The organism is Tissierella simiarum (assembly GCF_018917865.1).
GTDB classification, from domain to species: domain Bacteria; phylum Bacillota; class Clostridia; order Tissierellales; family Tissierellaceae; genus Tissierella_C; species Tissierella_C simiarum.
Window position 1 is genome coordinate 210,513 of the sequence record NZ_JAHLPM010000002.1, and the last position, 23,324, is coordinate 233,836.

Sequence of the window (23,324 nt, forward strand, 5' to 3'; positions counted from 1 at the left end):
AGAAAATAGGAAGATTAAAGTTATGTCTTAATATTAACAAGAGAAGTAAATATTTTTACATTTATTTTAAAATTGGGAGGATTTATAAGAAAAATGTCGAATATGTGTATTAATGCTCTTGCATTATTAATAATAATTAGGGGTGAATCTAGTGTCTATTTATGAAAATATTAGCCCTGAAGGACTATTATCCTACCAATCTTCTCTTGTTAAGAAAAGGATGGAATCTTATTTGCATAAATTAAATGAAAAATTAAAATATGACCTATGCTTGACCTATTTAATTAACGAAAGTGGAAACGCTGCCTTGCTATGTGGTGAACATCTTTCTAATAGAGCTAAAAATCTAATAGAGATACCAAAGGTTATTTTTATACAAAATACAATGAATTATATATTCCATAATTTATTATTAGAGAAGTCCATGTTGGAAAAAAGATATAAACCTAATAGTTCCTTACCTATGATTGAGGGAATAAAAAGTGAATTGTATATACCAGCTTTTGTAAATAAAAAAAATAGCTCTATTCTCATTGGCTATATTTATTTTGGTTCCTTTGATTATAGGGAGTATGATTGTTTTCTAATAGAAAAAAATCCTATGTTTCTGGAGTATATTTCTATTATTTTGAAACTGCTAGATCTTCTATCAATTAAAGAAAATCCTATTCATAATTTAATTGACCTGTCTGACATTGTGTTAGAATGCCTTAAACATAAGGATCCAAGTCTTCCTGGTCACAGTCACAATGTGGCTAGTTTATCTAGTGAAATAGCTGTAAGACTAAAGTTTCCTTATAATGAAGTAAAAAAATTGTACTTTGGGGGACTATTACATGATGTAGGTAAATCTATTATAGATAAAAATATATTAAACAAACCAGGTCCCTTAACAACAAGTGAATTTGAAATAGTGAAAAATCATCCTATTAGCAGCTATAATATTTCGGAAAGATTATTGGTCAATACGCCACAATTAGAGGATGTCCCTATAATGATTAAACATCACCATGAACGTTATGACGGAAAAGGATATCCCGATGGATTAAAAGAAAATGAAGTTCCTTTCGGTAGTTATATTATAGGAATTTCTGATGCAGTAGATACCATGTTGTCAAGTAGGTCTTATAAAGAAAGTTTTCCGGTAGAAAAGGTTGTAGAAGAATTAAACATAAATAAGGGCAAACAATTTCATCCTCAATTAGTAGATATAATGGTAGATAAATTAACTAAATAAAATAATCCCCTTTTTTATTTGAATAAAAAAGGGGGTAGTTTATCTATCAAAGGTTATAAAGTTGTTGTTCTTTAGGATATTTATATATTGAAGTAACCTTTCATATAAAGGCTCTGCTTCTTCTTTAAAATGTTCTTGAACCAATCCTGCAATTTCATAGATAGTTCTTTGTCCATCTATTTGCTCCCAGACAAAAGTTCCCATCTTATCTAACTCTACCCTATATTTATCTGGAGTAAAAAATAGTTTTCTTATTATCCTTTCAATTATGGAATCTCTAGGCATTATTATTTCTATAAGCCCATTTTCTTTTTTATTATAAACTACTTTTTTCGATTTATTAGGCACATAATCTAATAAATTTTCATCCTTTTTATTTTTAGCCACAACTTTTCCTCCCAGTATGTAAAAGTCGTCCCAGATTAACTGGGACAACCTTTTAATTCTCTTCTTTTTTGAAGAAAGAATTCTTTATTAACAATAAAGTCAATAATCCAAAGAAAGCTAATGAACCCCATTGACCTAAAACATTGTTTCCAAGATTTACTTTATCTGCTACAGTAATTTCTTTTCCCGCTGCATTTAATCCTGCTGGTATTATTGCTAATATAGCTAGTAATATTCCTATTAATCCTTCTCCTGCTATTAACCCTGAAGAGAATAATATTCCACTATCTACTTTTTCTTTTAATACTTTTTCACTCTCTTTTCTTCTTTCAAGGATTCCTCTAATTATACCACCAAGCATAATTGGAGTACTTAAATGGATTGGTAAATAAAGTCCTACTGCAAAAGGTAGAATTTGAATTCCTAGTAATTCTACTACTATACCTATACCTACTCCTGCGAATACTAAAACCCAAGGTAGATTACCATTCATTACACCTTCAATAACTAGTTTCATTAGAGTAGCTTGCGGTGCAGGTAGTTCTGCTGATCCAAATCCCCAAGCTTTATTTAATAATACTAATACAAAGCCTATTACTAAACCTGATGCAACGGTACCTATTAGTTCCCCATATTGTTGTTTTCTTGGTGTAGCCCCTACTAAATAACCAGTTTTCAAGTCTTGAGACATATCTCCTGCCATAGCAGCTATAACACATATTACAGCTCCTACAGATAAGGCACCAATCATTCCTTCTTCCCCATCAAAACCAATAGCTTTAAAGATTATACTTGTAATCAATAAAGTAGCTATGGTCATTCCTGATACAGGATTATTGGAACTACCTACCAATCCTACAAGTCTTGCTGATACTGTTGCAAAGAAGAACCCAAATACTGCTATTATTAATGCTCCTGCTATTCCTACAGGAACTATAGGGGTAAAGCCTATTAATGCTACTATTATAATGACTCCTATTAGTGCTATTTTTATAGACATATCTTCATCAGTTCTTAAGATAGATTTGTTTCCTGCTGTACTCTTTAATCCTCCCAAAGCTTCTTTGAAAGTTCTGAAAATTAGTGGTAAAGATTTTACTAGACTTAAAATACCTCCAAAAGCTACGGCACCAGCCCCTATATATCTAATATAGTTGCCCCATATGCCCCAATAATCTAACTGACTTAAAGGTACTGCTGCTGGATAAATTATATCTGGTATATATTGTCCTAAATGAGTTATAAGAGGTATAATTACTAACCAACCTAGTACTGCTCCACCTAACATAAAAGATGATATTTGTGGTCCTACAATAAATCCTACTCCCAATAAAGCTGGTAAAGTGTCCATACCTATAGCTGCACCTTTATAACCTGGTATAGCCCACTCTATTTCACTTGGGAATAGCTTAATTCCATCAGTAATAAATTTAAATAATGACCCTATTCCTAATCCTGAAAATACAGTAGTTGCTTTACTTCCACCTGTTTCTCCTGCTATTAGTACTTCTGCACAAGCTGTACCTTCTGGATAAGGTAATTTTCCATGCTCATTTACAATCAATGCCTTTCTCAAAGGCAACATTAGGAAAACTCCAAGTATACCTCCCGTTAAAGAGATAAATACTATGTTTAATAAGCTTGGCTGAGCCATTCCAAGTTCTTGAGACCAAATAAATAAAGCTGGTAAGGTAAATATGGCTCCTGCAGCCAAAGATTCACCTGCAGATCCTATGGTTTGTACCATATTGTTTTCTAGTATAGAGTCTCTCTTTAAAATCCCCCTAATAATTCCCATTGAAATAACTGCTGCTGGTATAGATGCACTTATGGTCATACCTACTCTTAGACCAATATAAGCATTAGCAGCTCCAAAAACAATAGCCATAAAAATACCAACAATTAAAGATACTGGTGTTATTTCTGGCATAATCTTGTCTGAAGGTATATAAGGTTTAAAATTTTCAGACTTTTTACTTGACTTCTCCACACTATCCCTCCTCATTATTAATATATTTTTAAGTTTATACAGTACTAAGTATATTATAACAAAAACTATATCATGTAGTCAATTTATACTTTATATGTTTAATATTTACATGGAAAAATTTTAAATAAAAAGACAGAAGAATTTTTCCTCTGTCTTATACTAAATTTCTATTTACCATTTCTGTTACTACAAAAGTAGCTACATCTTCTGCAAAAGAGCCAGTTCCAAAACCTGCATCATATCCTAATTCCTTTGCTAATTCATGGGAAATTCTTGGACCTCCACAAGTTAAAACTACTTTATCTCTTATACCTTCTGCTTCTAATAGTTCTACTAATTGAGTTAAATTTGGAATGTGTACGTCTTTTTGAGTTACTACTTGGGATACTAAAATAGCATCTGCATTTAATTCTATGGCTTTAGCTACTAACTCCTCATTAGGAACTTGGCTTCCTAAGTTATAAGCTTCCATTCCCTCATATCTTTCTAACCCATAGTGACCTGCATATCCCTTCATATTCATTATAGCGTCTATACCAACAGTATGAGCATCCGTTCCAGTACAAGCTCCTACTATAACAACTTTTCTTTTAATATGATCCTTTATATATTCTTCTACTCCCTCTTTACTCATTACATCTACATCTACCTTTGGTACTTCTATCTTTGTATAATCTACAGTATGAGCACACTTTCCATATACTACGAAATAGGTATATCCTACACCTAAGTCCTTATAATATACTACACTTGGTTCATCTAATCCCATCTTTTTCGCCAATTGTCTAGCCGCTTCTCCTGCTTCATCTCCTGCTGGAACTGGCAATGTAAATCCGAGTTGAACCATACCATCATTTAATGTATCTCCATAAGGCTTTACATTAGTTAAATCTACTTTTGCTACTTCTACCATTATCTGTCACCTCCAAGCATCAATTCGATAAATGGATTGAAATAGCCTGAATCTTTCTTAGCTACTCCATCTAACCCTTTTCCGCCAGTACGTGCTCTCTTTACTCCACCAAATTTACCTTGCTCTATAGTTTGGAATAATCCTTCTTTTTCTATTTGGGTTAGTAACTCTTCTGCATTTCCTAAAACTTCTTGTGCTCTGTTTTGAATCATTCCACCTTCTTTAAATTCTATTTCGTCTCCTAAATTTCTAGCATTACTAAAGATGTATTGTGCATTTTCAATAGATAGATATCTATCATGTAAATGTGGCGTATGAATAGCTTCTGTTAACATTCCTAGCAATTGGATACCTTGATTTGTCATTATAGACACCATGTTAAACAAAGCGTCTTGTATATGACCTTTAAATATATTTCCAGTCATATATTTAGTTGGAGGCATATATTTTAAAGGTGCATTTGGGAATATTTCTCTTGCCATTTGAGCTTGAGCTAATTCATATAGAAATCCATTTTCCAAGGTTGGGTCCATTTCAAAGGCATGCCCTAAACCCATTTGTTCTTCAGGAATACCAGCCTTTTTAGCAAATTGCTCATTTATAAATTGAGATGCTAAAACTGTATGAGCTGCTTCTACTGCATCATCAGTAGTTAAATAGTTGTCTTCTCCTGTATTTATAATAATTCCAGCAAATCCGTTGATTATTCTTGAAAAATATTGGTCTACTAAAGTCCTTTGCATATTTATATCTCTAAATAAAATTCCATATAGAGCATCATTAAGCATCATATCTAGCCTTTCCATAGCACCCATAGCTGCTATTTCTGGCATACAAAGACCTGAACAATAATTACATAACCTAATATACCTACCTACTTCTTCTCCTACTTCATCTAAGGCTTTTCTCATTAACTTAAAGTTTTCTTGAGTAGCATAAGTTCCACCAAATCCTTCTGTAGTTGCTCCATAGGGTACATAGTCTAGTAGAGATTGCCCTGTAGTTCTTATTACCGCTATAACATCAGCACCTTGTCTTGCAGCAGCTTGTGCTTGTATTATATCTTCATAAATATTTCCTGTTGCTACTATTACATATAGATAAGGTCTTTTACCTTCTCCTAAAGTAGAAATTAAGTCCGATCTTTTTTCTCTATTAGCTTTAATTCTTTCAACAGTTTTTTCTGCCATGTCAAAAATGACTTCTCTTATTTTTTCTTCATTAGCTGCAGGTAATCTTGTAATATCTATTTCACCACGAGCTATTTTTTCTGCGATTTCTTGAGGAGTATTTCCTGTATTTACTACTGCATTTCCTATCCAATATGCTGCTCCTCTTCCTAAACCTCCCCCTTCCTTAATATTATCTACTACTACATTTGGTAGAGGTTTTTCTATTTCATCTACTCCATCGATACCTAAAAGTCTTACGACAGTTCTTTCTGTAGCAGAAGTAGTATGTTCATCTATAAACTTCTGCACATCATCTGCTATATTTCTAGCAGCATTTCTTGAACTGTCTATTAGTTTTGGATCAAGATTTAGTTTGCTCAAGATTTCTACCTCCTTATTTTTCTTTTAAAATTTTTTCTGCTGTATCAAGTATTTCTTTATCCAGTCCCATTATCCTAGCAATATTTAATGCATCTCTTGGAACGTTTCTATCCTTTTTTACTACTCTCAGTCTATAATCCATATATCTATTAATTAAGTCCATTTTATTCTCATGTTCCATATTATTTACTAGGTCTGCAAAATCTACTTTAGATAAACCTACTACTTGTAGATGGACTACCTTATCTAAATTAGCTACATTATCATAGTGAGTAGTAAGTAAAGTTATAGCTTCTTTGTCCTTTAAATAAGAAACAATGGCTTTAGATATAGCATAGCCTTCATCTGGGTTGGTTCCTCTAGCCAGTTCATCTATTAATACAAGACCTTTTGCTGTCGACTTTTCAATAGCTTCTTGAACAATTTTTATTTCTCCACCAAAAGTAGATAAGCCATTATCTGTAGACTGCATATCTCCTATAGAGCATTTAATATACTCACTTAACCCTAGAGTCATTCCTTTAGCAGGAATAAATAAACCATAGTGAGCCATAGCTGTAAGTAAGCCAACTAATTTCAGACTTATAGTCTTTCCGCCCATATTGGCTCCTGTTATACAAGCTACACCTTCTTTTAATTCTATAGATATAGGAGTAAACTTCAAATCCTTTTCTTTCAAAAAGGCTTCTACCTTAGGGTGTCTTCCTTCTTCAATAGAAATAACATGATCCTTTACTATATTAGGTTTTACTCCTTCAATGTCTAATCCATATTTAGCTTTTCCTAAGATCAAGTCAATCTTGCCAATACTAGCCATGTTTTTAAATAAGGATTTTCTTCTCTTCCCAATTTCCTTAGACAGCATTTCCCGCACCTTTAATTCTTCTCTTTCCTCTTGATCTTTTAATAATAGGAGTTTTCTTTCTAAAAGAGTAATATTCTCTGTAGGTTTTATTGTGAACTTTATATTCATATAAGTTTCTGAAACATAGGTTAGGTGGGGATAATTCTCTATTTTCTCTAATAAAGGTTGATTATCCTTTGGTATCACTACAGTTCCGTCAGGTCTTAGATCTATTTTTAGTTCTTCTTTTATTTTTTCTTTTATTGTCTTCTTTTCTAATTTTATTTCTTTATCAGTTTCTCTCTTACTTTCTCTAATAGCTTTTAGCTGTTCTGAATAACAATCATATATATAGAAAGTGGAAATACCAGTTGATTCAGGATCTAGAAGGCTTTCCAACTTTTCTATAGGTTCTATTTCCATGTCCTTCCATGTTGGAATCTCATTATCCTTCATCAATTTATTCAAATTCCTAATTAAAAAGAGGAAGTTCTTTATTTCAAATAGTTCTATTTCTGTAAGGATGGAACCTTCCATAGCTCTTTTTACAGAATTTCTTAAATCCTTTATATGCCCAAAGATGTTATTAAACGCCCTTCTTACATCCTTATCTTTCACATATGGTATATAGCATTCCAGTTTATTTAGCTCCTCTATCAATGCTTCTTCTTGTCCTAGAACAAAAGGCTTCATTTTTTCTTTATACATCATTCCGTAAGGAGTAATGGTGCTAATCATATTTAATATATATTGAAAATCTAAGGATTCCTTAGTTTCATTATCCATAAATACCATATTATTCACCACCTAACATTAAATCCATTACAGGTATAGTGCTTATATAGCCTTTCATCTTTTCTAAAAAGTTCTTTGGTTCAAAATAATAACCTTGAGGAGCATAAGGATTTATAGTTAAGCCTATTAAATTTATAGGATGGAGTACTTTTACATTTATACCATATCTCATAAATTTAAGCCAATCCTTAGGTTCAATAAATATCTTTGTTCCATCAGTAACCACCAAGTCTACATTTTTATATCTTCTAGTAGACCTTATTATATCTTCAACTGTATTTTTAACAAGGGAACCAGGGATCACTACATATCTGGACTCATCCTTTAAGTGATCTCCTATTATATGCCCTGCATTTAAAGCTGTTTTTATCTTTATAGGAGTAATGTTTAATTCTTTGTCTACTATGGCTATTTGGTTTTGTTCCATGAGGTTTCCTATAATTTCTCTTAGGTTCTTATCTTCAATAGATGGAAGACTAAAAAGATTTACTATATGAATAGTTTCTTCTATAACCTTATTCATATCTCTGCTCAATACGGCTCCAGTAGATAGAATAGTAGCTTCAGAAACAGAAGGAGCTGCTGAAGACCTTCTATCTTGGGCACCATCTATAATCACAAACTCAGCTCCTAGATTTAACATTAGATTAGACACTTCTCTAGTTTCTTTCACAGTCTGAGGCCCTGCAATTTGGACATATCCACTATCCCGTATTCTTCCAATAACAATGGGTCCCATAGGTGTTCTATATTCCGTAACATTTATTATTTCAACATTGGCATCTCCTAAAGGTAACATCTCTGTTGCTGTAGCTACCAAAGTACCTTCTTCCACAAATATCCTTGGTTTTTCCGTCTCCGTAACAACATCTACAGCCTCCCCATCCCTACCCGTTGAAGTAATACCAATGGGGATTCCTGCGTCATACGCTTCACCAATTAAATGGTTTAAGGTTACAGTTTTTCCGCTATTTTTTGACATACCTACTATGGATATTGTTTTATATTTTCCATTTAAAAGTTCTATTAACGCCACTAGAATCCCCCCTCTCTATTGCTATTTGTCTTTATTTCTTTCTGCTGCTCTCATTCTTCTTTCTAGATTTTGTGGTTCCATAGCCTTTACTTCAGGTCCTTGAAGTAATCCTGCTACACCTGTAATATGAGCTTCTCTTTCACCTTTACATACTGGACAATTACATGGTTCCTCTACCATTTGAGGTTCTGTATAAGTCGTAATAATTCCTTCATAGTTTCTTAGAACTATCTTAGTTGGTGATTGACTTATTAAATATTGAGGCATAACTGGAGTCTTTCCTCCTCCTCCTGGAGCATCTACTACAAAAGTTGGCACTGCATATCCTGATGTATGTCCTCTTAAAGCTTCTATTATTTCTATACCTTTAGATACTTTTGTTCTAAAGTGTTCAATTCCCATAGATAAATCACATTGATAAATGTAGTAAGGTCTTACTCTCATCTTAACTAAGCCATGAACTAAATCCTTCATTATATGTGGACAGTCATTAATTCCTCTTAAAAGTACTGATTGGTTTCCTAGTGGAATACCTGCATTTGCTAATCTTTCACATGCTGCCTTAGCTTCTTCAGTAATTTCCTTTGGATGGTTGAAATGAGTATTTAACCAAATTGGATGGTATTTCTTTAACATATTTACTAAATTATCGGTAATTCTTTGTGGTAATACAACTGGTGTACGACTTCCTAGTCTTACGATTTCAACATGAGGGATTTCTCTAAGCTTTTTAATAATATATTCTAATACATCGTCTTCTACAAGTAAGCAATCTCCACCTGATAATAATACGTCTCTTACTTGAGGTGTATTTCTAATATATTCTATACATTTATCAATTCTATCTCTTGGTACTCCCATGTCATGTTGTCCAGCAAATCTTCTTCTTGTACAATGTCTACAGTACATAGAGCATTGATCTGTTATTAAAAATAGTACTCTATCTGGATATCTGTGAGTTAATCCTGGTACTGGAGAATCTACGTCTTCATCTAGTGGATCTTCTAAATCTGATACGCTTTCATGAGTTTCCATTATAGTTGGAACCGCTTGCATTCTTACTGGACAGTTTGGATCATTAGGATCCATTAATGAAGCATAATAAGGAGTAATACCTACCCTAAATTTCTTCAATACTTCACCTATTTGTTGTTCTTCTTCAGCTGTTAAGTTTATAACTTTTCTTAAACTATCTACATCTACAATTCTATTTCTTACTTGCCATTTCCAATCATTCCACTGTTCATCAGTAACATCTTTCCAAAGTTCAATTTCTTTATAATTTCTCATTACATATTCCTCCTTTAGGATTAATCAAAATAATCACTTCAAGCTAGTATCTTTATACCAGCTTGAAGTACATGGGAGTCTTTTACATATGGGAAGACTACATTAATTAAGCATAAAGTTCTTGAAATATCTTTCTTAAAGTTTCGCTTTCTCTCATTAATTCTAAAGATATTGCAGCATGATCCTTGGTGTAACCATTTCCAACAATCATAGTTACATCTTTTCCTACTCCTTCTGCTCCTAAAGCAGCTTTTGTAAAGCTAGTTGCCATACTAAAGAAATAAACAATTCCCTTATCTTTAGTAATTAAAATACTTGACATTTCTGTATTTGGAATATTTACTGTATTGATTACAATATCAGCCATTTCTCCGTTAGTTGCTTCTTTAACTTTTTCTAATATTTCTACTGCATTTGTGGCATTAGCTTTAATGTATACATCTGCAAGATTAGCATCTTTAACTCTTTGTAGAGTTGTATCTCTTGATCCTATACATATAACTTTTCCAGTAACTCCTGCTCTTTTCTTAGCTTCATATAAACAAAGCATTCCTGATTTTCCTGTTCCTCCGATTACTACTACAGTATCTCCAGGTTTAACTAATTTAGCAGTTTGAGCTGGTGCTCCAGCTACGTCTAATACTGATAGTGCTAAGTTTTCTGGTAAATCACTTGGTATTATAGAATAGATTCCACTTTCAAATAAAATAGCTTTTCCTTTAATATCTACTTGGTCAACATCTTTTCTTACTTCTAATATTTCATCAATTCTTAATGGAGTTAGGGATAGGGATACTAATGTAGCTATTTTGTCTCCAACTTTTAAGTCGGTTTTTCCTTCTAAGGCTGGTCCGATTTTCTCAATAGTTCCTATTAACATTCCACCAGAACCTGTCACTGGATTTTGGTGTTTTCCTCTTTCAGCCACTATGCCTTTCATTATGTTTTTAATTTCTTCTATATCTCCATTAGCTTGTTCTTTTATTTGAGTAAAACTTGCTGAATCCACGTTTAATGTTTGCACATCAATAAGTATTTCATTGTCGTAAATTTCCATGTCATTATCGATTTTCAATGCTGGCTGTGGTAAAACTCCTTGTGGTTCAATAACTCTGTGAGTACCGTATGGACATCCTTTTTTCATAAATATATTCCTCCTTTTGTTTTAAAATAGATCAGGTAAATCGCCACTATATTAACATTGCAAAATTTATGCCAATAGTTTTTATAGAAGAAAGATAGATAAAACCCCTAATATTCGTTAATTTTATAACACAGGATAAGGTTTTCCGCCTAATTTTGGGCAGTAGCTACTCATTTAAATAAATAACTCCTTTTTAGTGTTTAGCACTAAAAAGGAGTTATTTCAATTATTTTAGATTATACTTGGATATTTTATACTGTAGAGTTTGGCGAGGTATTTTTAACATCTCTGCTGTGTGAGTAATATTGTTACCTGTATCTATTAATGCTTCCATAATTATATTTCTTTCTGTTTCCTCCAATATCTCTGTCAAAGAAGTTTCCACCTTCTTTTTTAATTTTTTACTATATTTACTTAGCTTTTGAGGTAAATGTTCTACTTCAATAACTTCTACATCATAAATACTCATTATACCTTCTAACAGATGCTCTAGTTCCCTTACATTTCCTCCCCATTCGTACCGGCTAAACACATCTAGTACGTCTTCTGAAACCTTCTTAACAGATTTGCCTAGCTTGTGATTAAACTTCTTTATAAAATAATCTGTTAGCAATGGTATATCGTCTTTTCTTTCTCTTAAAGGTGGAATTTCAAAACTTACCACATTTAATCTATAGTATAAATCTTTTCTCAACTGCTTCTTTTCTACAGCCTCTTCTGGAGGTATATTTGTGGCTGCTACTATCCTTACATCTACATTGATGGTATTAGTTCCTCCCACTCTCCTTATACTTCCATCTTGAAGTACTCTAAGAAGCTTGGCTTGAAGTTCTAAAGGCATAGAGTTAATTTCATCTAAAAATAAGGTTCCTCCATGAGCCAACTCAAATAACCCAGACCTATCTTCAGCTCCTGTAAATCCACCCTTCACTGTTCCAAATAAAATTCCCTCTAGTAAGTTGGCAGGCAGTGCTGCACAATTTTGAGTTATAAAAGGCTTGTACCTTCTTGGGCTGGCATTATGAATAGAGTGAACAAATAATTCCTTACCCGTTCCCGTATCTCCATAGATTAACACAGATGCATCTGATTCAGCTGCCTTAATAGCTAAAGCCTTTAATCTCAGCATTTCCTTGTTTTCTCCTATTATATCTAGGAAAGTATACTGGGCTAATTCTTTATTTTTATTTAAAGAACTTTTTTCTTTTTTATTACTATACAACCGATTTTGAAGGTCTACTATTTTTTCTGACATTTGCCTTACCTGAGTAATATCCTTAGATATTTCTAGGGCTCCTAATATCTTTCCTCTACTTTTTATTGGAATTGATGAGTTTATAGTAGTGATCTTTTCTCCTTTGTAGTTTAAAAAGGTTTGCTCTTTTTTGTGTATAGATTCTCCAGTTTTCATTACCGTAAGTAAAGTACTAGTTTCCTCTGTTAAAGATGGATATATTTCTAACAAATGTCTTCCTATAGCCCTTTCTCGTTCTATTCCATCTATACTTTGACCAAATAGATTATAGTAGACTATTTTTCCGCTTTTATCTATAATATGGATGCCTTCTTCTATATAGTCTAGGATTTCTAAAATATTTTCTCTAAAAAACAGGTCCTTCATTGAATTTCCCTCCTTTTTAGGTGCTTGATTTCTGGCATTAGCTGCCTAATAATAGGCACATAATAGTGCCTATAAATTTTCTATATTTATTTTTTGCACTGCTGAAATCTCTTTTCTAATTATATTTCCACCAATTCGTTTAAACTTTTCTGGATCATCGCTTACATAATAATTATATTTTCCGCCATCTGATTTCCCTGATAAGAGATTTTGTTCTTTCAATAAAACCTTAGTAGCCTTAGCTGTTTCATAGGCTGGGTTTATTAAGGTAACCTTATCTCCTAAAACTTTTCCTATAGTATATCGTAAGGCTGGATAATGAGTACACCCTAATATTAAAGTATCTATATTATGTTCTTTTAATTCCAATAAATATTTTTGTGCTGTTAAATATGCCACATCCGAATTTTCCCATCCTTCCTCTACTATTTGAACAAACAGAGGACAGGATACCCCTATTATTTCTCCTGAAGGCAATGTCTTTCTTATTTTTCTTTGATAAGATCCACTATTTATTGTACCTTCTGTTCCTATTACTCCTATGACATTATTCTTAGTGGCAGATATTGAAGCTTTAGCTCCTGGTTCTACTACTCCAATTATTGGAACTTGAAATACTTTTTGAGCTTCTTCCATAGCTAAGGCACTAGCTGTATTACAAGCTATTACTATAGCTTTTATATTCTTTGTTAATAAAAATCTAAAGGATTGAAATACATATTTTATTACTGTTTCCTTAGATCTTGTTCCATAGGGAATTCGTGCTGTATCTCCAAAATAAATTATATCTTCACCTGGTAATTGTTCTATTATCTCTTTTAGTACTGTCAATCCACCAATTCCTGAGTCAAAAACTCCAATTGGTCTATTATCCATAAATAAATTCCCCCTTCTATTATATTCTATTAATATTAGGGGGAATTTACAACTTAATCTTTAATATAGTTTACACAACCAAATACACTTAATCTGCAATTACTATTTATTATACTTATATTCCCTATTTTACTAGAAAGTAAGGGTTCCATTATCATCTTCAATAATCTGTAGTACTTGTTCCTCTCGCCCATCTAAGGCATTTATATACACTATAAAGTCTGCACCATTATGTTTTCCTTTAAATTCATAGCACAGAATCTCATTTTTTCCTTTTGGAATTATTGTTAGTCTAACAGAATCTATATTGAAATCTACATTTACCTTTTCTCTAGCTGCAGTTTCATCTATATGAGGACTTTCAATAGTTCTTTCATGATGATTTAAATAATAAGCTGAAGCATCGAATCCTACTATTTCACCAGTATCTAAAGCTACTTTAACTTTAATTAAATCTGGATAAATAGTTACATCCTTTTCCTTATTTACAAAGTTAAATAAAATTGTTCCATCATATTTTAAGGAATAATTAGCTTCCATGCTTTCAAAACCTTTTTCTTTTAAGTATTTCAAAGCCTTTTCTTCTGCTTGTTTAGGTGACAAGGTTTTCTTTGAAACAGGTCTTGGATTTACCATCCAAACTACTTTGCCACCTTTTTTGGATACACCAATATATACAGCCAAATCTTTTTGCTGATTCTTAGGATATAGGTGGAAAGTATATGCAGGTATCCTCACTTCTGATGCATTCTCTCCTTGTTCAAAGACTTCAAGTCTTGCTACCCTATCTTTTCCAAAGAAATCTGTTGCTATCCTTTTTGCTTCCTCTAATGATACATTATTACCTCCTAAACCTAAGGGCTTCCTGTTAAGCATTTGATCGGAAAAAGGACCATCATAAATTAACTCTGGAGATTTGCTCATTTGTTTATCCATACTTACAAGACTAGTTTGAAATACTTTTTCATTCCCCTCTTCAACTCTTCTGCTTTGTTTATTACTTAATTCTCCTAAAGCAAAGTTAGATTCCATCATACTTGCATGAAGCTTTGCTAATTCTCCATTAAAAGTAGCTGAATTCTTTTGAAGATTGGTTAAAGCTTCTCTTTGTTCCTTAGTCACATTTTCTCCTAGTAAATGTGTTTGTATTATATGGTAGCTATAATCTGCTGCCTGATTTAAGAATTTTTCTGTCTTTGCTGTTTCTGCATGAGTTATAGGCATCTGAGATAGTTTATCTTGAGCAAAATATGCTTCATTCATTATTTGAGAAAGCAATAATACGTTTTGTTCTTTAGAATCAGATACCAATGCTTTAGATAATGATACTTGAACATTATCCACATGCTTTTTTACATCAAAGAATAATCTTTGATAATGATTTTCTAATGCTACTTCATATCTATTTTTCATTGTATATTGATTATATCCCCAAATTCCAGATACTACTAATAGTAGTGCAAGTAAAGTCGGGGCAATCCACCATCTTCTGTTCATATCTTCACCTCCTATAATCCAAACCAGTGTTTCCCAATTTTAAGGACTACTTTTCTAGACCATATCCATTTACTAGTAGCTGTAGCTGGATTCCAATAATAAAGGCATCCATAAGTTGGATCCCAACCATTTAGAGCATCTCTTGCTGCATTTATGGAATCTTTATTAGGGGTTAAATTAATTTGCCCATCAGCTACAGCTGTAAAAGCTAAAGGCTGATAAATTACTCCAGCTATAGTGTTTGGAAACGATGGACTTCTAGTCCTATTAAGTATTACTGCTGCTACTGCTACCTTACCTACATAAGGTTCTCCTCTAGCTTCTCCATGAATAGCTCTTGCTAAAAGGTACTCATCACTTTTCCTACTTACACCTTGAGCTGAACTTGGAGCTGTTGTCACCATACCTAAAGCTTGTGCAGTACTTGGTCCTACTACTCCATCTGGATTTAAGCCATTTTTATTCTGGAATCTTATTACAGCCCTATAGGTTCTAGCGCCATATATTCCATCTACATATCCATCATAATATCCCCATCTTAAAAGTTTATCTTGAACAGTTTTAACATCTGCTCCTTCTACTCCCCAATATAGAGTTCTAGGAGCAAAGTACATATTGTATTTTGATGCTGTTCCTACTTTATTGTTTGATTCATAAAACAAGAAAATTGATAGAAACAACATTATAAACACAGTAGTCATTACTATAAATCTTTTCAAATTAGTTCCTCCTTCCATATATTTTTATTATTTTTTGTAAAACTTCGTATTTTATACATTTTTGGAGATAAAAAAGGTTTTTATTTAAATATTCTTCATTAGTAGAACTTTTTTAAAATATATCCTGTAAAAATCACTCTTTTCTATAGATTTTCAATTATTCGAAAATTGTTGAATTTTTATTTAATGGGTGATATATTTAATTTATAACAATATATACTGAAAATTTGGAATCTTTTTTACTAGTACTATCCTTATAACATACTTGTTGAAAAATAAGAAAGGAGGCAAACGTTTAAAGTCTGATATTTTAAAACTGCATAAGGAGGTATTTTTATGGAAGGCTTAGTAAATGCAATTGTAAATTTTTCTAACTGGCTTTGGGGAATTCCTATGTTGGTTATCTTAGTAGGTGGAGGTTTATTTTTAACTATTTATTTAGGCTTTTTCCAATTTAGGTATTTTGGATTTATAATGAAACAAACCTTTGGTAAAATCTTTGATAGAAGCCATAAAGGTGAAGGAACCGTTTCCCCTTTTCAGGCTGCTACTGCTGCTTTAGCTTCTACAATAGGTGCTTCTAATATCGTTGGTGTCCCCGTTGCTATTGCTTTTGGCGGTCCTGGTGCAGTATTTTGGATGTGGATAACTGCCCTTATTGGCTGTGCTTCTAAATTTTGTGAAATAGTCTTAGGCATTAAATATAGAGAAAAAAATGAACTTAATGAGTATGTTGGCGGTCCTATGTATTATCTAAGTAAAGGTTTGAAAGCTCCTTGGGTCGGTACATTGTTTGCATTTTTCTTAATGCTTGAAATCGTACCTTCTGTAGCCACCCAAACTGTATCCCTTGTTCAAACTGCAGGAACCATTGGTATCCCTAGTTGGGCCACTGGTGTTATAATTGCTGTTTTAGTTGGTATTGTTGTATATGGTGGTATTAAAAGAATTACTCAAGTTACAGAAAAATTAGTTCCTTTCATGGCTACTCTATATGTAGTTGGTGCTATAATTATTATTATAATTAATATTAAAAACTTACCTGGTGTTATTGCAATGATATTTAAACATGCCTTTACTCCTGCAGCAGCAAAAGGTGGTTTCGCTGGGGCTGCTATTGCTCAAGCTATGAGATGGGGAATTGCTAGAGGAGTTTATTCAAACGAAGCTGGAATGGGTACAGCACCTATTGCCCACGCCACAGCAGTTACCGATCATCCAGCTCGTCAAGCTATGTGGGGAGTATTTGAGATCGTAGTAGATACTTTAATAGTGTGTACTGTTACTGCATTAGTAGTTTTAACTACAGGGTTATATGAAACAATTCCAGCAGCTGAAGCTGCAAGTATTCCTGCTAGAGCTTTCCAACAGCTTATGGGAAATACTTTAGGTGGGGGTATTGTAACTTTAAGTATATTTTTATTTGTACTTTCAACAATCATCGTTATTATATTCTATGGTGAAAAACAAGCTGAATATTTATTTGGTATTAGATTTTCCAAAATAATGCGAGTTGTTTATTTAGTTGCTATTTTCCTAGGTGCTTATGGTGGTATTGAATTTTTATATAATTTCCTAGACATACTACTAGCAACTATAATTATTCCTAATATGATAGGTCTTATTGTTATGAGGAAGGAAGTTAGAGAATTAAAAGATGAATTCTTTAGAAATCCAAATTATTATCCAAGATCAAATACAAAATAGATTCTTAGATAAAATTCATTAAAATTTCAAAATCAATAGCTTCCTAATTTTAGATGTTAGTGACCTAAAATTTAGGAAGCTATTTTTATTTTATCTTTTCCATAGATAGTTTTGCAAAATAAGTTTTAGTCTTTTCATACACTTCAGCTAACTTTGATTTCAATATTAACGGAGGTTCTTTATTGGATAGAAGAAGATCTATTTCCTCCTCTGTCAGAACTTCAGATAAATCCTTTTCCAAATTATAAGATACACTATGAGTTATATCTACAAAGCATAGAGGCGGAAACATTACACACCACCAATTTTGACCTGCTCCTTCTCCAATAGTTACTAATAAAGTCTCATATTCTCCTGAAGGAAAAGTCATATTGCCATACTTCCTTGTTGGAAAATAATCTTTTCCTAAGAATACGTCTACAGAATAGTCTTTTCCTTCCTTAGCTATTACCTTTTCTGATATGTCTTTTATATTATGTAAATTATCCGTTATAATATCTCTAGTTTCTCCTATAGATTTACTATGTTCAAACTTCGCTCCCATTTCTTCAAGTATTTCATCCCTAATTTTAATCTTTAAAGCTTGATCTTCTTCCCTGTCACTATTAGCTCTAATATGAAACCTTATAATTTCATCTTTAAATCCTTCACTATTAGTAGTCTTTTTCTCAAAATATGGATTGATAATATATAGGAAGGCTAATATAAAAGATGATAATATTAATACCAATTTCTTATGCTTCATTTTCATTCCTCCCTTGTCCTTTTTATGTAGAATAATTTCTCCTCCACTATTAATTCTTACCAATATTGGTTTTTTTATACCTAAATTTATTACTTTATCGGACAAGGCCTCTACGTCTCATTTTTACATCAACAGATACTTCAAAATCTATATCAGGAAAAATTGTATCCCAATCCTTTTCTACTTCCCTCCACACTCTAGGATGAAATTTACTTAGATATTCTGCAATTCCTAAAGCATCTGCATTATATTTTTGTTGAAGAACTTCAATAGTTTTTTCCAACTCCTTTTTTAACTGCTTTTCAACAGCTCTTTCCATACTATTTAAAATTTCATCATTATTAATTGTAGGTCTATCTTCTAATATATATTCTTGAAGAGCACCTTCTGTTTCTATGGATATTCTTATCTTCATCCCTTCTTCAGTTGTTATTAATTTTTTATTAGATTTTAAGTCTGTTATTGAATAAGAGAGTGTCACTCCATTATGCTCCGTTTCTACTAGCTCTCTATTAACCTTCTCTTTTACCATAGATATTGCTCTATTTTCTAACTCTCCAATATAACCTATAAATTTATATTTTTTAAATAGAGCTCCTCCAGAAATCTTGATTTCATCTTTCTTACTAATAGCTTTAGGTACTAAGGCCACCCCATTAGCATCAGTACTTTTAATAAAATCTGTTAAAGTTTGAGATGTAAATCTAGCTGACGCCTTATCGTTTATAAGTAAAGAAAATATAGTTCCTTCTATTACCTCTTGTCTTTCAGTTTTAGTTTCTATTAAATCCTTAGCCTTTCCTTCTGCCACTGCAACTTGGACTTTTTTATTTATTGCAAAATCCCTATTTAAACCATCCATAACTTGCCGCACTAAAACCTCATCTTTAGCTAACTCTTCTCCTAATACCAGCACTCTTAAGTGTTTAAAATAAAAGGGGTATTGAACCCTAGTCGCTAAATGTCGGCTTCCTTCAAATATACTTGTTGCAGTAGTGGATATTATATATACTTGTTCTTCCTGGGAGGGATTTTTACCTATAGCATTTACATTTGGGTAAGAAATAGTCACTAGATATTTCCCTTCATCTCCCCCTTCATTAATATCTACACCAATTGAATATGGAAATATCCTTTGATTTATTTCAACCATATCCCAGCAACCAGTTAGAAATATAATTGAAGTTACCATTATCAAAAGAAGGGTCTTCTTTTTCATTCATTCTCCCTCCTTTTTTTAATATATCCTACAATATAGATAAGGGTAGACATTATCATTATAGAAAAAAAAGCAAAATAGTTAACTATCGATACCATTTGATCATTTATTTGGACTAAGTTTTGAGGAATTAAAGATACTATATATATTATAGGCAATAAAGGTATGATAAATAATTCATGAGTTTTAGTGTTAAATAATTCAGAAAGAATTTTACCTGCCGAGTAGTAAGCTGGACCCATGGTTCCAAAGATGACCAGTACCCAGAAAGCCATAACAACTCCGTCTAAATTTTCAATAAAATATCCGGGTAAGTCAATTTCTTTTATCAAAGCAAGAGTAGGCCAGTTTTGTCTTTGCAATTGATGGATTCCATACTGAGATAAAGCCATTACAAAGATTAATATATATATTAAAGTTACAATGGCTAATGCCATAAGACTATATTTTAATGTTTTTTCTTTTTTTTCAGCATAGGGTATAGTTAAAAGTAGTATTTCAAAGCCTATATAACTGAAAAAGCTAACCCTTATTCCCTTTGGAACTAATCTTATATTACTTTGAAATACTGGAAGTAAGTTAGTAAAATCTGCATTTGGTATAGATACTATTATAATAAATATTGCAAATCCTATTATTATAGGATAAATATGATAACCTGCTCTCCCAATTATATCTATTTCCGATCTAGCTATATAAGACGTAGCCAATATAAATGTAATTGCAATTATTTCTGAAGGAGTAGTATCCAATAGAAATATTCTCATTACCTCAACAAGATTTCTAGTCACATAGGATGCTAATAATATTACATACATTAAAAATCCAACGAGAAATATATTAAATATTACTGGTGATAAGACATCTCTACCTATCTCAAAAAAATCTTTATCTGGATATAGCTGAAATATTTTATTTATAATAATAATAAAAGGAATATTTAATATTCCTCCTAACAATATACCAATCCATCCGTCATTCGCCATAATGTTTGCAATAACGCTAGGGAGAGAAAGAATTCCTATTCCTACCATCATGGATACAACTAATCCTTTTATTTGTTGGTTCGATACTTTATGTTTTCTATCCATCTTATCACCTTCTTCTCATTCTTCTTTTATTTCTTGGGTGAGTAAAAACTGGTCTAAATTCAAATTCTTGCACTGGTGCCTTAATTAAAGTATCCTTTAATTCTCCTTCTTTTATCCCTAAGCCTGCATAAGGTGAAGTATAAGGTATTCCAAAGCTGTCTAGCTTAATAAGATGAGTTCCAAGGATAATAACGCCTAGCATTATGCCATATAAGCCAAAGATAGCAGCTAAAACAATAAATATAAACCTGCATATTCTAAATCCTGCAGAAAGTTCATAGCTAGGTATAGCAAATGCAGAAATACTCGTTGCAGCCACTATGATTATCATAAGAGGGCTGACTATTCCTGCTTCTACTGCTGCCTGCCCTATTATTAATCCACCTACTATACCTATAGTGGTGCCTACAGGGCCAGAAATCCTCGTTCCCGATTCTCTAATAAGCTCTATTGTAATTTCCATTAAGAATGCTTCCACTACTGCAGGAAAAGGAACATTTATCCTACTGGCAGCTAAATAATAAGCTAATTTTGTCGGAAGAAGCCCAGGATGAAAAGCAGTTATTGCAACATATAAAGCTGGTGCCAATAAGGATAGCCCCAGTGCCAGCAGTCGCAATATTCTTATAACAGTTGATTCTGTCCACCTGGAATAATAATCTTCAGATGATTGCATAAGAGTTCCTATAGTAGCAGGTACAATTAGTGCAAAGGGAGAATTGTCTACTAATATAGCAACCCTTCCTTCATAAAGAGAAGCTGCCACAGCATCTGGTCTTTCAGTATTTTCTATTTGAGGAAAAGGAGATAGATAATTATCTTCTATTAAATTTTCTAATATTGAACTATCCATTATAGCATCAATATCTATCTCATCTATTCTCGAATTTACTTCTTGCAGCAGGTTTTTATCTACTATATCCTCTATATACATTATGGCCACATCAGTCTTTGATCTTTTACCTATTTGTCTAATCTTCAGTTTCAATCTCGTATCTTTTATTCTTCTTCGTACTAAAGTAGTATTAAACTTTAAAGTTTCTGTAAATCCATCTCTTGGTCCTCTAACTACAGTTTCTGTAGTAGGCTCTCCAATTCCTCTTCCAGGCCAACCTCTAGATCCAATTATAATTCCTTTGTCTACTCCATCTATTAAAAGAATAGTATCCCCTGAAAGAAGAAAATTGATTATTTTTTCCATATGAAATTCTTCTTTAATCTCTGCTGTAGCCAGAGATTCTTTGGCTATAATATCGATTAAGGAGGTTTTAAATCCTTGAAGAGTAAAATTCTTTATTTCTTCTTCAGATATTAAAGATTGTATTGCATATTCACTAATAAATGTTTTGTCTATTAATCCATCTACAAACACAAAGCATAGTTTTACCCTATAGACGTCACCAATCTCTATATTTCTATAAACTATATCATCACAATCTTTTAGCAAGGTTTTTAATGTAGTAATATTTTTTTCTAAATCCTTTAGCAATATTGTTTGCATAAATATCCTCCTACACAAATTTTAGTAATATATAAACAGATGCACCTATTATAATGTAGGAGTAGGATATTATTCTCGCTAAATTAAATTCCTTTACATAACCCAACCTTTTAAATTTTCTTCCATCTACTAATAGGGTAAATAACGCTACAAAGAATATCATTAAAATAGCTATATTATCAAATATGCCCTTCATAATTCCTATTATTTTATAAAACAAAATCCCACCTCCTGTAACTTTCATTAATATAGTTAACAGGAAGTGGGAATATTATTCCTTATTTATATTGTCTTACACATATATATCTTTTTTATTTTACTGGATAACTTATTCCTACAATATATCATTTTTTCTTCATCATCGAATATTCCGAATACTGTTGGTCCACTGCCGCTCATTAATGCTCCTAAAGCACCATATTTCATCATGTCTTTTTTTATTTCTGAAATTATTGGATGATCTTTTATTACTACTTCTTCCATAACATTTACCATATTCTCCGCTAAACCCTTAAGATTTCCTTCTTCTAAATACCTAATAAGCCTATCAATATCCACCCTTTTATCTTTATTTAACACAAGATTTTTATATACATAAGCCGTTGATACCTCTATTCCAGGATTAGCTAATAACACCAGTTTATTAGAAAATGGTTTAAGCTTCTTTAGTTTTTCTCCAATGCCTTGAGCATAAGCAGTGCCTCCCATTATACAAAATGGTACATCGGCACCTATTTCTACTCCTATACCCCTTAACTCTTCTTCCTCTAAGTTTAACTGCCATAACTCACTTAAACCTTTAAGAACAGCTGCACCATTTGTACTACCGCCAGCTAAGCCTGATGCCAAAGGAATTTGTTTATCTATTTTTATATGTATCCCTTTATTTACACCCGTTCTCTCTTTAATTTTCTCCCAGGCCTTATAAACTAAATTAGCAGATCCTAGAGGTACATCACTATTATTACACTCTATAATTATTCCTTCTTTGATCTCTTTTAATGTTAATGTATCTTTTAAATCAACTTGCTGCATTAAGGTATTTAATTCATGGTATCCGTCATTTCTTTTATATAATACATCTAAGGATAGATTTATTTTCCCATAGGACTCTATTATTATTTCATCCATTTTTATTTCTCCTTCTGTCAATTTAACG

20 protein-coding genes are annotated in these 23,324 nt (G+C 32.3%); 2 read left to right on the forward strand and 18 right to left on the reverse strand.

Features of this window, described 5'->3' with window-relative positions:
• The first annotated feature begins 151 nt into the window (after positions 1 to 151).
• Positions 152 to 1,237, forward strand: coding sequence for an HD-GYP domain-containing protein (locus KQI42_RS21620; protein ID WP_216516683.1), 1,086 nt, complete (start codon positions 152 to 154; stop codon positions 1,235 to 1,237).
• A gap of 39 nt (positions 1,238 to 1,276) precedes the next feature.
• On the opposite strand, the gene KQI42_RS03210 is transcribed toward KQI42_RS21620, so the two are convergent.
• From KQI42_RS03210 to sleB, 12 genes are all read right to left on the reverse strand, one after another.
• The gene (locus tag KQI42_RS03210) at positions 1,277 to 1,624 is read right to left on the reverse strand and encodes a PqqD family protein (RefSeq protein WP_343231635.1); all 348 of its coding nucleotides are present in this window, start codon (positions 1,622 to 1,624) and stop codon (positions 1,277 to 1,279) included.
• Between the two features lie 52 nt (positions 1,625 to 1,676).
• Positions 1,677 to 3,629: an OPT family oligopeptide transporter gene (locus KQI42_RS03215; RefSeq protein ID WP_216516685.1), complete on the reverse strand. Its 1,953-nt coding sequence runs from the start codon at positions 3,627 to 3,629 to the stop codon at positions 1,677 to 1,679.
• A gap of 139 nt (positions 3,630 to 3,768) precedes the next feature.
• Complete coding sequence (gene kamE, locus KQI42_RS03220; protein ID WP_216516687.1) at positions 3,769 to 4,527, reverse strand: lysine 5,6-aminomutase subunit beta; 759 nt, start codon at positions 4,525 to 4,527, stop codon at positions 3,769 to 3,771.
• The gene (kamD, locus tag KQI42_RS03225) at positions 4,527 to 6,080 is read right to left on the reverse strand and encodes a lysine 5,6-aminomutase subunit alpha (protein ID WP_216516689.1); all 1,554 of its coding nucleotides are present in this window, start codon (positions 6,078 to 6,080) and stop codon (positions 4,527 to 4,529) included. The genes kamE and kamD overlap by 1 nt, the downstream gene beginning before the upstream one ends.
• 13 nt (positions 6,081 to 6,093) lie before the next feature.
• Complete coding sequence (gene kamC / locus KQI42_RS03230; RefSeq protein ID WP_216516691.1) at positions 6,094 to 7,719, reverse strand: lysine 5,6-aminomutase reactivase ATPase KamC; 1,626 nt, start codon at positions 7,717 to 7,719, stop codon at positions 6,094 to 6,096.
• 1 nt (position 7,720) lies between these two features.
• Entirely contained in the window at positions 7,721 to 8,755 is a 1,035-nt protein-coding gene (gene kamB, locus KQI42_RS03235; protein WP_343231636.1) for a lysine 5,6-aminomutase reactivase subunit KamB, read from the reverse strand.
• A gap of 21 nt (positions 8,756 to 8,776) precedes the next feature.
• On the reverse strand, positions 8,777 to 10,045 hold the full coding sequence (kamA, locus tag KQI42_RS03240; protein ID WP_216516693.1) for a lysine 2,3-aminomutase: 1,269 nt from the start codon (positions 10,043 to 10,045) through the stop codon (positions 8,777 to 8,779).
• Positions 10,046 to 10,151: 106 nt separating this feature from the next.
• Positions 10,152 to 11,189 carry an L-erythro-3,5-diaminohexanoate dehydrogenase gene (gene kdd / locus KQI42_RS03245; protein WP_216516695.1) on the reverse strand — a complete coding sequence of 346 codons (1,038 nt, stop codon included), beginning with the start codon at positions 11,187 to 11,189 and terminating at the stop codon, positions 10,152 to 10,154.
• 226 nt (positions 11,190 to 11,415) lie between these two features.
• Positions 11,416 to 12,810: a sigma-54 interaction domain-containing protein gene (locus KQI42_RS03250; protein ID WP_216516697.1), complete on the reverse strand. Its 1,395-nt coding sequence runs from the start codon at positions 12,808 to 12,810 to the stop codon at positions 11,416 to 11,418.
• Positions 12,811 to 12,879: 69 nt separating this feature from the next.
• Entirely contained in the window at positions 12,880 to 13,686 is an 807-nt protein-coding gene (murI, locus tag KQI42_RS03255) for a glutamate racemase (protein ID WP_216516699.1), read from the reverse strand.
• Positions 13,687 to 13,818: 132 nt separating this feature from the next.
• Complete coding sequence (gene ypeB / locus KQI42_RS03260) at positions 13,819 to 15,183, reverse strand: germination protein YpeB (RefSeq protein WP_216516701.1); 1,365 nt, start codon at positions 15,181 to 15,183, stop codon at positions 13,819 to 13,821.
• An 11-nt stretch (positions 15,184 to 15,194) separates the two neighbouring features.
• Positions 15,195 to 15,902: a spore cortex-lytic enzyme gene (sleB, locus tag KQI42_RS03265; RefSeq protein ID WP_246566028.1), complete on the reverse strand. Its 708-nt coding sequence runs from the start codon at positions 15,900 to 15,902 to the stop codon at positions 15,195 to 15,197.
• 336 nt (positions 15,903 to 16,238) lie between these two features.
• Between sleB and KQI42_RS03270 the strand changes: the two genes are divergently transcribed.
• Positions 16,239 to 17,609, forward strand: coding sequence for an alanine/glycine:cation symporter family protein (locus KQI42_RS03270; RefSeq protein ID WP_216516705.1), 1,371 nt, complete (start codon positions 16,239 to 16,241; stop codon positions 17,607 to 17,609).
• Positions 17,610 to 17,694: 85 nt separating this feature from the next.
• Here the strand turns inward: KQI42_RS03270 and spoIIR are convergent, their stop codons facing one another.
• The 6 genes from spoIIR to ispE all read right to left on the reverse strand — a co-directional run bounded on the left by spoIIR (position 17,695) and on the right by ispE (position 23,296).
• Positions 17,695 to 18,354 (reverse strand): stage II sporulation protein R, encoded by a 660-nt coding sequence (gene spoIIR / locus KQI42_RS03275; protein WP_216516707.1) that lies wholly within the window; start codon positions 18,352 to 18,354, stop codon positions 17,695 to 17,697.
• A 94-nt stretch (positions 18,355 to 18,448) separates the two neighbouring features.
• Positions 18,449 to 19,573 (reverse strand): Ger(x)C family spore germination protein, encoded by a 1,125-nt coding sequence (locus KQI42_RS03280; protein WP_216516709.1) that lies wholly within the window; start codon positions 19,571 to 19,573, stop codon positions 18,449 to 18,451.
• On the reverse strand, positions 19,570 to 20,664 hold the full coding sequence (locus KQI42_RS03285; RefSeq protein ID WP_216516711.1) for a GerAB/ArcD/ProY family transporter: 1,095 nt from the start codon (positions 20,662 to 20,664) through the stop codon (positions 19,570 to 19,572). The genes KQI42_RS03280 and KQI42_RS03285 overlap by 4 nt, the downstream gene beginning before the upstream one ends.
• 4 nt (positions 20,665 to 20,668) lie before the next feature.
• Positions 20,669 to 22,165: a spore germination protein gene (locus KQI42_RS03290; protein ID WP_216516713.1), complete on the reverse strand. Its 1,497-nt coding sequence runs from the start codon at positions 22,163 to 22,165 to the stop codon at positions 20,669 to 20,671.
• Between the two features lie 10 nt (positions 22,166 to 22,175).
• The gene (locus KQI42_RS03295; RefSeq protein WP_216516715.1) at positions 22,176 to 22,385 is read right to left on the reverse strand and encodes a CLC_0170 family protein; all 210 of its coding nucleotides are present in this window, start codon (positions 22,383 to 22,385) and stop codon (positions 22,176 to 22,178) included.
• 62 nt (positions 22,386 to 22,447) lie between these two features.
• A complete protein-coding gene (gene ispE, locus KQI42_RS03300) occupies positions 22,448 to 23,296 on the reverse strand; it encodes a 4-(cytidine 5'-diphospho)-2-C-methyl-D-erythritol kinase (RefSeq protein WP_216516717.1) in 849 nt (282 codons plus the stop codon).
• Between the last annotated feature and the right edge of the window lie 28 nt (positions 23,297 to 23,324).